This is a genomic window from Dyadobacter linearis (genome assembly GCF_907165045.1).
Taxonomy (GTDB): Bacteria; Bacteroidota; Bacteroidia; order Cytophagales; family Spirosomataceae; genus Dyadobacter; species Dyadobacter linearis.
Map to the genome: position 1 here is coordinate 218560 of NZ_CAJRAU010000001.1, position 12097 is coordinate 230656.

Below are 12097 nucleotides of genomic sequence, written 5' to 3' on the forward strand. Positions count from 1 at the left end.
AACTGAAAACAAATCAATCTTTTAACATTGATTCTTATGATCTCAAAGAATATAAAAATAGCAGTAGCACTGGTTATCCTGGCATTTTCGGGGACTTCCTGTGAAGATTTTCTCGAATCAAAACCCATTTCCCAGATCGGCGAAACGGACTTTTTCAAGACCGAATCTGACTTCAACCAAGCGCTCGTGGGAGCCTACTCCGCCTTTTCTCAAGTGTATTCGGGTAATGGATATTACTCGCTGCTGGTGGACCTTCGTTCTGATAACACCAGCGAGCTCGTCGCCGGTGGAGACGGAAACGATGCGAAAAGGAACCTTGACGAATTCCGCGAAACGACAGATAATGAGCACCTTACTGCATTCTGGCAGACCAGCTACAATATGATCGCCAGATGTAATAGTATCCTTGCCAAGATTGAAGGATCGGCTGTGTCGGATAACCTAAAAAAACAATATACCGGCGAAGCGCTGACCCTCCGGGCACTGGGTTACTTCAATCTCGTGCGACTTTTCGGCGGAGTTCCGTTGGTAACTGAGCCGGTAACAGACATTGATGCCAGTTATGAAGTGGGCCGCGCTACTGTTCCGGAAGTGTATGCGCAGATCGAAGCGGATCTTGTAAAGGCAGAGGGACTAGTTCCCGTTTCTTATGATGAAGCAAGCGTGGGCAGGGCCACAAAGGGCGCGGCGCAAAGTCTGCTCGGGCAAGTTTACCTGACCCAGAAAAAATACACCGAAGCAGCTGCTGAATTCAAGAAAGTGGTGACGTCGGGTACTTACAGCCTGTTGCCAGCTTATGCGGATTTGTACAAAGCCGGACAGCAGGGAAATCCGGAGGCGATCTGGCAGGCGCAATACAAAGGTGCAGCAAATGGACTTGGCTCAAACCTTCCAAATCACTTCGCTCCTACTGGTTCAGAGGGAATTACGATTCCATCCGGCGGCGCGTACGGGTTTAACCAACCTACCGATGACATTGCTGCGGCTTACACGACAGGCGATTTACGCCGGAACAACATTGCTGACGGATACCAGAATGGCGCAACATTCGTCGCTGCCAAATACATCCGCGGCTATGTGGAGCGCGAAACAGGCGGCGGTTACGCAGACTCAGGAGCGGATTGGTACGTGATCCGTTATGCAGATATCCTGTTACAGTATGCAGAAGCATTAAATGAAGCAAAAAAAGGCCCTGACGCCGACGCTTATGCAGCGATCAACCAGGTTCGGAAACGCGCGAAACTGACCGACCTGAGCGGACTGACTTACGAAACTTTCAAAGCAGCAGTTTACAACGAAGAACGTCTGGAATCACCATTTGAAGGACACCGCTGGTTTGATCTGCTGCGAACTGGTCGTGCGATGGAAGTGATGAATGCAAAAGTTTCCGGCCCTGGAAAAAGCACAGTCGGAATTTCAACCCCGATTAAAGCGTACCAGTTGCTGTATCCAATTCCAGCATTGGCTGTGATTACCAGCTCGCCTGCGATTGTGCAGAATGAGGGGTATTGATGTGAGATTGAATTAGGGAATTAAAGAAAGAGGGTGTCTCAATATTTGAGACACCCTCTTTCTTTAACTAACAGAAAAGTTAATTTCACCCACCTACATTCCCGACCATTTCCAGCTTAGTTTTCACCAATTCCGTAATCTTGCAAGTCGCCTTTGGAAACACTTTCCGAAGATCAATATCCTCGTTATAAGCCAGTTCGAATTTCAGCGACGCCATGAATATGTTCTTAATTTCAGTCGCCAGGTTCACTTTGCAAATTCCATTTGAAATCGCCTGCTGCACCTGTGAATGGGGTACGCCCGAGCTGCCGTGCAATACGAGTGTAGCTGCGGTTTTTTCGGCGATTTTGCGCAGCAGATCAATGTCCAGTTTGGGTTCTTCTTTATAAAATCCGTGCGCTGTGCCGATCGCTACTGCAAGTGCATCTACGCCTGTTTCTTCTACAAAAGCTGCGGCTTCGTCTGGCTGGGTAAAGCCTGTCGTATGATGCGACTGGCCTAGTTTCGCCACGTAACCCAGTTCTGCTTCCACGTGTGCGCCGTAACTTTTGGCTCGTTCCACTACTTCGCGGGTCAGTCTTACATTCTCTTCAAAAGCCAGCTCACTCCCGTCGATCATCACCGAATCAAAACCCGCGTCCAGGCAACGTTGCACCAGATCCACCGACCCGCCGTGATCCAAATGGATCCAGCCTTCCACGCCAAATTCTTCCAGCCCGTTTCGCCCCAGGTTTACTGCCGTTTTCAGGCCCATGTAATCAATGGAGCTCTGGGTAAGTTGCAGGATCACAGGCTGTTTGGTTTCGGCTGCTGCTTGCAATACACCATGAAGCGTTTCCAAATCGTAGTAATTAGTAGCCAGCAAGCCTTTTTTCAACTGTGTTAATTCGCGTAATTTTTCCTTTAATTTCATGACAGGCTTAATTCGATTCCCCAGAAGTCTTTTATGTTTTCGCTGATCTTGTTCAGGTTGCAGAATGCACCTGTGCCGCCCGCAGCCGTGGTATTAAGCGCGCCCATCAGGTTACCTTCTCTCAGGCAGTCTTCCAAAGAGGCACCGGAAATGTATTTTTGAATAAATCCTGCATTGAAAGAATCTCCCGCGCCGATTGCATCTACGAAATGCTCCACTTCGAAAGCGGGTACTGCTACTCGCTGGTCGCCGGAAATGCCCATACTGCCGTTTCTGCCCATTTTTAAGGCAAGTGTATTCAGGTAAGGACGAATTTTTTCAATGCCGCTCTCAATGGAATCCGTTTTGGTAAGCGCCAGCAATTCCGATTCGTTAGGCATGAAAACATCCACATAAGGCAGGCAGCGCGCGTAATCGAATGCCCATTGCTCGGTCGGGTCCCATTGCAGGTCCAGCGACGTGGTCATTCCGGCAGCTTTCGCACTTCTGAAAATCTGCTCGATGTCATGCTGGATTCCTTTTTGGAGAAACAAACTCGACACATGCAGATGTTGATAAGGGGAGGGTTTACCAAAAGGTATATTATTGATGGTCAGCGCATTCATCGCGCCCTGATAAGTCACGTTCGCACGATCCTGACCGAAATTCAAAATCATCGTGCAGCCAGTTTTATGCTCCCGAAGTCTTGTTACATGCCGGAAGCTGACGGATTTGCGTTCGAGTTCATTCAGGATAAAATCACCAAAGTAGTCTTCTCCAACCACGCCGCAGAAAGCTGTATCTACGCCCATTGCAGCACTATTTGCCGCCATAATGGCCGCAGAACTGCCCAGGCACATATTCATATCGTCCGCGATCATCTCCTTGCCTACCTGAGGAAATGACTGGATTTTATTCAAAATCAGGTCGACATTCAGCTCGCCTACAACCAACAATTTCGGAGTCAACATACGCGGTTCAGCTTTTTATTCTGTATAAATATTCACCCCCTGCACCACCCTGCTGATGGACCCGGACGTAGACGGGCTATCCGGATTAATACCCAGGTGCACCGAGCTATAATAGCCCAGTAACTGCCCCACCAGCGTCACAGGGATCATTTGGTATTGGTTTTCCGTATCAATACTCAATTCTATTTTACTGCTGTTTGGCAAAACCAGTCCATCGACGCCACCTATTTGCAGCGAATAAATTGCCCGCGCGTCACGCGAAATATCCTCCGCCAAATCCCGCTCGTAGCGTTGGATATGCGGATTCCTTGAAAACAGGTAAACCATGAGCGTATTCTCATTCACAAAAGCTCTCGGCCCGTGCCTGAATGCAAGAAAAGAATCAGACATAACTACCCGCTTCCCGTCCGTCAATTCAAGCAGTTTGAGATGGCATTCCTTTGCAATACCAAGATTTTCGCCCGAACCCAAAAACACCACTCGTTCGAAGCCACTTAGAACCAGATTTTCGAGCAGTGTTTGTTTTTCCAGGATCACATTTCCCTGTTCCGTAATGCGCTGAATTTTCGGATGTTCATCTTCAAGCGAATCCACCCGGGCAACCAGCAGCGCACTAAGCAGCATGCAGGTAAAACTGCTTGTCATCGCGAGACTTTTATCGTTCGTCCGCTCCGGCAAAATGAGGCAGAATACGTTGTTAGAAGCTTCCGAATGCATATTCGCCAGCGCACCTTCGCCATTACAGGTGATAATCAAATGGTAAATTTCGTCGCAGCAATGATTGGCTAATCTCGCCGCTTCAACACTCTCCGGACTATTTCCTGAGCGTGCAAATGAGATCAAAAGCGTGGGAACCGACCGGATAAAAGTGGCCTCAGGCTGGGTTACGATTTCGGTTGTCGGCACCGCCTGAACTGTTCTGCGCCACAACTTTTGTAACGTTCCTTGTGCGGCATCACCAATGTAACCCGAGGTCCCAGCACCCGTAAGAAGTATCCTGAGATTTTGCTTTTGCAAAACCGGCATTAAAAAGCTGCTGATTTTGGCGCTTTCCTTTTTTATTAAATGATATACTTCTTGCCAAAGCTCTGGTTGCGATAGGATTTCCCGTTGCGTGTGTGCTTCCGCACCGCTTTCAAGCTCCGTTATTTCATTTTTCTGCATTATTCTCGCGGTCGATTAGAAGACGGTTGTTGGTGACATTAAGATAACCCTGTCACCACAATTCAAATTAAACATCATAAAACGAAAGTAAAAAATATTATTAAACCTTTCTTTTAATTTATTTATGCTTACTCATATATTGCGGATAAATATTAGTGAATTGTAGCAGGTAACTTCTCTCAGGAGGACATATCTTGCAAACACAATCACTGCCTGAACCCACTTTTATGATTTCAAAGGATGTAAAAGCCTCACCTCGGGGACTTTTGATAGATGATTTATGGAGGATCAGAAAAGTGGGAACACCCCTGCTTTCTCCTGTCGGCGACGATCTCGTGTATCACGTTTCTGCCGCGGATATAGCGGAGAATGAACGTTATGATTTGATAGTACTTCTGTCCGGTGAAACAGCCGCAAAAACGGTTTTAGGAAAAGGTACTGTGCACGCATGGTCGCCGGATGGCAGCCGACTTATTTATGAAAACGAGCATGGAGAGCTCCATATCTATTTAATAGCAAAAGCAACAAGCCAATTTTTAGTCCAGCGCTACGGATCTTCATATTTCATCAATCATCTTGCAGAAAATAACTGCATCTGGTCGCCCGATGGAAAGTACATCGCCTATCTCAGTGCCGACATTCCTGATTCGAAAGAAGAAGAACACAATGGAATATGCGTTTTTGACGATCTGCTTTACAAATCCAAAGGCGGAAGCGGCAGGCCAGTGTATGCCGATCGTGCCTATACGCACATATACCTGATTGCAGCCGAGGGAGGATCACCAACGCTGCTTACTCCCGGAAATTTTAACGAGCATTCCATTACCTGGTCGCCGGACAGTCGCCACATCGCATTCATCAGCAATCGAACCGCCAGGCCAGATGATATTCAGCAAAGTGATGTTTGGAAGGTTGATATTGCGAGCCTGGAAATCACGAGATTAACTGAACATCAAGGTCTGGCATACCAGCCAAAATGGTCGCCCGATGGTGCGCACATTGCATTTCTGGCAACTTCCGGGAGCATTGGCACGAATGACAGTCCCGCCGAGGATACGCACATTGCATTGATTTCTTCCAATGGAGGCAGTTTTCAGTATCTGACCAAATCCCTGGACAGGCGGATCGAGCACATTCGCTGGCATCCGTCGGGAAAGTACATATTCTGCACTGCTGGCGATCACGGGGATACTTCCATTTATCGGGTTAGTAGTGTTGGTGAAAAGGTCGAAATGGTTCGGGGTGGTTCGGGCTGCATTTCTGAATTTTGTCTTGATGCCATTGGAGACGATTTTGTATTTGTAAAATCAGATTCAAACCAGCCTGCTGAGCTATTTAGAAGCAAAAATAAAGGCACTATTGAGCAGATCACGCAGGAAAATTCCGAGTTACTGCAAGATAAGACGCTTCAAAAAGCGGAAACATTCTGGTTTGAAAGCTTCGATTATACAAAGGTTCAGGGATGGTTAATGCTGCCTGTTGATTTTGAACAAACGCACAAATATCCACTCATTCTTGTGATCCACGGCGGGCCGCATAATATGTTTGGTCACGATTTTGACGAGCGTATGCATTTGCTTTCGGCGGCTGGTTATGCGGTCGTTTATGTCAATCCAAGAGGCAGCCACGGTTATGGACAAGCTTTTTCAAACGGTACGCTGTTGAACTGGGGCGGCGGTGATTATCAGGATTTAATGGCGGGTGTCGATTTTGTTTTGGATAAAACCCCCTGGCTGGATCCCGAAAGGTTAGGCGTAACCGGCCAGAGCTACGGGGGCTACATGACCAACTGGATCGTCTCGCAAACTTCCCGTTTCAAAGCGGCTGTAAGCGACGGCGGACTAAGTAACCTGGTCAGTTTTGCGGGTACTTCATTATATCATTCATTAATGGAATCCGAATTCGGCGGGCGGGCTTACGAACGTTTTGATGAGCTTTGGAAATGGTCGCCGCTGCGTAATGTGGCACAAGCGACCACGCCAACACTGATTTTGCACGGCGAAACCGACAATGAAGTACCTTTTTCACAGGCCGAGGAAATGTACGTTGCCCTCAAAAAACGAGGCGTCGAAACCAGGCTCGTGCAATACAAAGGCGAAGGCCACGGCTGGCGGCCCGAGCTAAGTCCAAGCAACAAAGCCGACCTGAATGCGAGGATGATCGACTGGTTTGACACCTATGTAAAAACAACATCTAATGAGCAGTAAGACAAATAGTTGGCTGATATATGTGATCATTCACGTGCTGTTCATCGGCGTATGGGGCGCAGTCATTGAAATACCCGAAAAGAATGGTTTTCCTGCAACATTAGGATACGTCGTTTGGGCACTCACAATGGTGCCAGCCGCATTGGCTGCATTGAAAATCAAAGGCTGGAAGCTGGATTTCAACAAACGCGCCATGATCTGGGGCGGCGCAGCGGGGCTACTAGGCGCTGGCGGTCAGCTAGTTCTATTTTTTGTTCTGCGCATTGCGCCGGCTTATCTGGTTTTTCCGCTGCTTTCATTAACTCCCGTAGTCACTATACTGCTGGCGGTTTTTCTACTTCATGAGAAAACAGGCAGATTAGGCTGGATTGGCGTTGGGATCGCGCTCGTTTCCATTTTTATGCTTTCCTATCAGCCGGCTGGTGGTGCACAGGTCAGTGGTTATACCTGGATGTTGCTTACCGCCATTCCGCTGCTAGCGTGGGGCGCGCAGGGGTATATCATGCGTTTTGCCAATGAGATCATGTCGGCCGAAAGCCTGTATTTTTATATGATGGCAACGTCGGTGATGCTCATTCCTTTTGCTTTGTATCTTACTGATTTTAGTCAGCCGATCGAATGGAGTTTTAAGGGTCCGTACCTGTCAGCAATTATCCAATCGCTCAATGCGTTTGGCGCGCTTTGTCTGGTATATGCATTTCGCTATGGAAAAGCGATTATCATCGCGCCTATTACTACCGCGCTTTCGCCGGTACTTACGGTCGCGTTATCGCTGGCTTTGTACCAAACCATCCCCCACCCGGTCATCATTGCAGGGATTGCGCTCGCCATAGTCTCGGCAATTTTAATGGGTTTTGAGGAAGTTAAAAGCTGAAATGAAATTTAAAAGAAAGATTTCGAAAGAAATTAGACTTCATACTGTGCAAAATCGATTCCATTTTTTACATTAGCGTAAATAAAACATTTACCTAAATCTTTAACCTTTGACACGTACAATACAACTCTGGCTGTGTTTGATGTGCGCAGCCACCGCTTTCGCCCAGAAGGCGGACAAAAATGTCGCCTTCATTGAATACCCTGATTTTCCCGAAGCGCATTCCACCTGGGGTTCGATCGGCTACAATGCAGCTTCCAACACCGTGCATATCGGCGTTACCAACCATGCGAACAATATTGGTTTGTACACGTTTGACGCGACTGCAAATGCGATGAAACTCAATGGTTTCATCAAGGATCTGGCGCATTTGCTGCCTTATCAGTGGCAGGGGAAAATACATTCCAAGATTGTGGCGGCACCCGACGGTTCTATCTTTTTCTCTACCGATGGTGGCGAGTCACGAGAGGAGTACCTGATGGAACATCCGCAAGGTTATGCAGGCGGGTTTTTCATGAAATGGAATCCTAAAACAGGCTTGCAAAACCTGGGAATCGGCATGCAATATGAAAGTATCAAGGATGTCGACATTGATCCAAAAACGGGGACGATTTACGGAATAACTTATCCGCAGGCGCATTTCTTGGTCTACAATCCCGAAAAAAATCAAATGCGCGACCTCGGTCGTCTGGCCAGCTCGCATGTGCCGCGTGTATTGTTTACCGACTGGTGGGGAAACTGCTATTATGTAGACTGGCGGCAGCGACTCGTCAAGTATGAAAAAGATATCGACTCACTGGTTTTTGCGCGTGAAAGTCTGCCTGCATTCGCAGGGACACCCGGCTCCAAAATCATCACAGGCGTAACCGCCTACGCCAAAGACGAAGCCAAAGGAATCATTTACCTGATCACATACGGCGCAAAACTCATCGCATTTCACCCTGAAAAGAACGGAATCGGAAAAGTTGAAGACCTGGGAGGCGTGATTGAAACAGGCAAAGCGAACGCCTGGGGGCCTTATGTACCTAATCTGAACATTGGAAAAAATGGAAAGCTGTATTACATCATTGGCGGTCATGGTAATTATGTATTGAAAGACAAAACCGTGCTGGTGGAATACGATCCCGCAACCCGCAAAAAGACCATTTTGCGCGAATATCCGATCACAGAGATCACCGAAGCTACCGGCTGCGACATCCGGGATAAGGACGGGAACCTGTACTTCGCCGCCCGCCGCAATCCTTCGGGGGTAGGCGATTCCACCCGCCCTTTTATGATCCAGTTCAATCCCGAAAAAGAAATCCGGAAATGAAAAACCTGACTAAAAAAATACTTTTCCCAGCCTTATACCTGTCCTGCTCTGCCCCGCTGCTAGCTCAATACACGTTTTTTACACCAAAGAATGCATTTGCAATAGAAGTTTCCCTACCCAACAGCGCCGAAAAACGCCTGCCCATGTACCGCAATGCGATCACTTCTCTGATTGTGCAAGGCGATCGGATATTGGGTGGTACCACGGCGAAGGAAGGCTTATCACCCTACCTTTTCATAGCATCCATTTCGGGCCGGAAAGTGGTGACGGTGAGAGATTTGCAGGATATTATTCCCGGACAAAAAAGCATTGCCACCGGCTTTTGTAAAGGTGCGGGTAACCAGCTGTTCGCGGGAACAATGGGACAGAAAAACCAGCCAGCGGGTCATTTGTTGCAGGTGAGTGTTGGAAACGGAGATGCCATTGAAGTAAAAGATTTGGGCGTTCCTGTCGCCGGAGAAGGCATTTTCACATTGCTAAGCAACAAACAAGGCACCGAGCTGTACGGGATTAGTTACCCGAGCGGGCGGTTTTTCACCTACGACATTGCGACCAAAAAGACGCAGGCATTCGACCAGGTCGCTCCCAAAGAAAAGCACCTGAAAGACGCGCATGATTTTGCGATCGGACCAGAGGCTTATCTCTGCAAATCACTCGTTCAGGACAATGCAGGACTAGTGTATGGCAGTACCGCTGGCAACCGGCTATTTGCATTTGATCCTGCCAAAAAGACATTTCAATTCCTGGAAACGCCACTGCCTGCTGTTTGGGGACGTGAAGTGCTGGGTCAAGTAGAAGCCTGGGCCAAAGCGCCGGACGGAAAACTGTACGGCGGCAACGCAGGTGACGGTCAGTTGTTTGTACTGAATCCTGCTACTAAAAAGATCAAAAACCTGGGTAAACCTATGATGATGGGCCGGTTGCAGGCGCTGGCTTTTGGGCGCGATGGGAAGTTGTACGGATTAGCTGGTGGCGCGCCGGGTTATTCGCATTTGTTTTCGTATGATGAAAATGCTGGTTTTGTCGATCTGGGTAATCCTGAATTTAAAATGGTGGAACCCGGTATTGAGCAGGGTATTTTGTGGCGAGGCTTTCAGCTGAGTACGCTGGCAGCTTCGGCGGATGGAAAATACATGGTTATGGGCGAAGATGAAGCATTGAGCCAGTTGATGATTTTTCCCGTCGGCCAATAGTCGATCACCCACATTCCTGAACCACCTTCACTATGATCCGATTTACAAAATTCATCCTCTGTCTTCTCGCGCTGAATGCATTCAGCTTCGGGACAAAAACTTATGCGTCCGACCTGTGGCAAGCAAACCCGTGGAAGCTGCGGGCATTACCTTCCTCCGTCCGCCTCGATCCGGTTACAAATGAAATCATCGAACACCGCTTCAAAGGTGTTCCTTCCAACCAAGCCGGAAAAGGAAATCTTCTGGATAAAAACTGGCTGTTCGATGGCAAAAAGGTTTCGCTGCACGGCGCGCGGGGCGAATATGTATCGTTTCAACTCGTGCTTACCAATGAAACAGACGCGGAGTTAACGGGCATCAAGCTTGATATGACGCCTTTCAAAAATGGAAACTCCGAGCTGAATATCAAGCCTGAATTATTTCTGGAATGGTCTGTCAATGTGCAGAGTACGAGCACTGGGTACCCCAAATCCACACTCGGTAAAGGCTGGTACCCCGACGCATTGATCCCATTTAAGTACATCCAAACCGACTCGACAAAAGTACACGGCCGCTGGGTATACCCGTTTACATTGCCCGATTTCAATAACCGGATCAGCGGCCAGCGTTCGCAGATCATTTGGGTGGATCAGTTTATCCCGCTCGACGTGCAAAAGGCAAAACCTGGTAGGTATCAGAGCACGATTACCGTTACGATTGGCGGGCAAAGCAGACAAATGCCCATCAGCCTGACTGTCTGGGACTTCGAACTGCCGAACGAAAACGCTTTCAAAGCCAGCCTGCAACACGAGGGTTTTTTGAGCAGAATGGAGGAAAAACAGGAACTCGCTGTGTACCAGCTTTTCAAACGAAACCGCATTTCCTTAATGGACCCGACGTACGATCCGGAAATCCAGGTCAAAAATGGCAAAGTTGAAATTCAGTGGGACAAGCTTGACAAGCGATTGAAAAAATACCTGACCGGTCAGGCTTTCACCAAAGAACACGGTTACATCGACGGTCCCGGCTACGGCGAGCCGCTGGAAACTTTCGCGCTTCCATTTGATGTGTATGGAAAACATGGCACTGCCGGCTGGCCGGATATCGGCAAACCCGAAGTGGAACGCAATGCGGCCAATCAGGCGATTTACACGAGCAGCATCCGGCAGGTTCGCCAGCATTTGCTCCCGATGGTGAATCCCAAAAAGACGCTTTTGACAGTCTATTTGAATGGTCTGGACGAATCCTATTTCCCCGAAGCATGGTCACGAATGGTGTTTTATGGTAATCTTTTCAAAAAAGAATATCCCGAAGCCAGGTTCCGCGTAGACGGTGGTTACAACAAAGATGCAATGGACGTGATTGGTAAATCCATTACAGATTGGGCGTCGCACACGATCAGCTATAACATCGACACGGTAAAGCATTACCAGCAAATGGGTATTAAAGACTGGCTTTACGGTCCGATGCTTTACGAACAAAAGCTCAACAGCTGGGTGGGTAGCTCGACGTTTATTGACTTGCCCTTGGTCAATGACCGCGCGATCAGCTGGTCTTGCTGGAAATACAAAACCTACTCCTGGATCAGCTGGGGCGTGGGCGCGGGCTGGGAAAGAGGCTGGTACGATCCCGAATCGTGGAAAGACTTTTACAAGGAAGCATCGGAGGCCGACGCGGAATTCACCTACCGGCAATTTAATGGGAACGGCTCGGTGATTTATAAACCGGGAATGGTGCCCAATGTATCCGAACCTTGTCCGTCAATACGCTTGAAAACGATGCGTGATGGCGTGCAGGATTATGAATATCTGCGCCTCCTGGCAAGGCTGGATGGCAACTCGAAACGCGCGGATGCGCTTGTTGATCAACTCATTAAAGAACCATTCGGGGACAAATCCATTGGTAACCTGGATGTTTGGAGCTACGATCAGGAGCAATGGTACAAAGTGCGCATGGAACTCGCGGAGCTTATTTTAAAAAGCAAAAAATAGGA

Annotated in this window: 9 protein-coding genes; 6 read left to right on the forward strand and 3 right to left on the reverse strand. The window is 48.3% G+C overall.

Annotation, left to right across the window (positions count from 1 at the left end):
• Window positions 1-36 precede the first annotated feature (36 nt).
• Complete coding sequence (locus tag KOD92_RS00825; protein ID WP_215231623.1) at window positions 37-1512, forward strand: RagB/SusD family nutrient uptake outer membrane protein; 1476 nt, start codon at window positions 37-39, stop codon at window positions 1510-1512.
• 85 nt (window positions 1513-1597) lie between these two features.
• On the opposite strand, the gene KOD92_RS00830 is transcribed toward KOD92_RS00825, so the two are convergent.
• From KOD92_RS00830 to KOD92_RS00840, 3 genes are read right to left on the reverse strand one after another with little or no spacing between them, the layout of a single operon-like run.
• Window positions 1598-2425 carry a class II fructose-bisphosphate aldolase gene (locus KOD92_RS00830; protein WP_215231624.1) on the reverse strand — a complete coding sequence of 276 codons (828 nt, stop codon included), beginning with the start codon at window positions 2423-2425 and terminating at the stop codon, window positions 1598-1600.
• Window positions 2422-3375 (reverse strand): carbohydrate kinase family protein, encoded by a 954-nt coding sequence (locus tag KOD92_RS00835; protein ID WP_215231625.1) that lies wholly within the window; start codon window positions 3373-3375, stop codon window positions 2422-2424. The genes KOD92_RS00830 and KOD92_RS00835 overlap by 4 nt, the downstream gene beginning before the upstream one ends.
• Before the next feature lie 15 nt (window positions 3376-3390).
• Window positions 3391-4539, reverse strand: a complete 1149-nt coding sequence (locus tag KOD92_RS00840; RefSeq protein ID WP_215231626.1) for an SIS domain-containing protein — start codon at window positions 4537-4539, stop codon at window positions 3391-3393.
• A 227-nt stretch (window positions 4540-4766) separates the two neighbouring features.
• Here KOD92_RS00840 and KOD92_RS00845 point away from each other — a divergent pair, with 227 nt between their 5' ends.
• From KOD92_RS00845 to KOD92_RS00865, 5 genes are all read left to right on the forward strand, one after another.
• Window positions 4767-6746, forward strand: a complete 1980-nt coding sequence (locus KOD92_RS00845) for a S9 family peptidase (RefSeq protein WP_215231627.1) — start codon at window positions 4767-4769, stop codon at window positions 6744-6746.
• On the forward strand, window positions 6736-7620 hold the full coding sequence (locus tag KOD92_RS00850) for a DMT family transporter (protein WP_215231628.1): 885 nt from the start codon (window positions 6736-6738) through the stop codon (window positions 7618-7620). Before KOD92_RS00845 ends, KOD92_RS00850 begins: the two co-directional genes overlap by 11 nt.
• Before the next feature lie 109 nt (window positions 7621-7729).
• Window positions 7730-8932, forward strand: coding sequence for a hypothetical protein (locus KOD92_RS00855; RefSeq protein WP_215231629.1), 1203 nt, complete (start codon window positions 7730-7732; stop codon window positions 8930-8932).
• Window positions 8929-10125, forward strand: coding sequence for an NHL repeat-containing protein (locus KOD92_RS00860; protein ID WP_215231630.1), 1197 nt, complete (start codon window positions 8929-8931; stop codon window positions 10123-10125). The genes KOD92_RS00855 and KOD92_RS00860 overlap by 4 nt, the downstream gene beginning before the upstream one ends.
• Before the next feature lie 32 nt (window positions 10126-10157).
• Window positions 10158-12095 carry a glycoside hydrolase domain-containing protein gene (locus KOD92_RS00865; RefSeq protein WP_215231631.1) on the forward strand — a complete coding sequence of 646 codons (1938 nt, stop codon included), beginning with the start codon at window positions 10158-10160 and terminating at the stop codon, window positions 12093-12095.
• Window positions 12096-12097 lie beyond the last annotated feature (2 nt).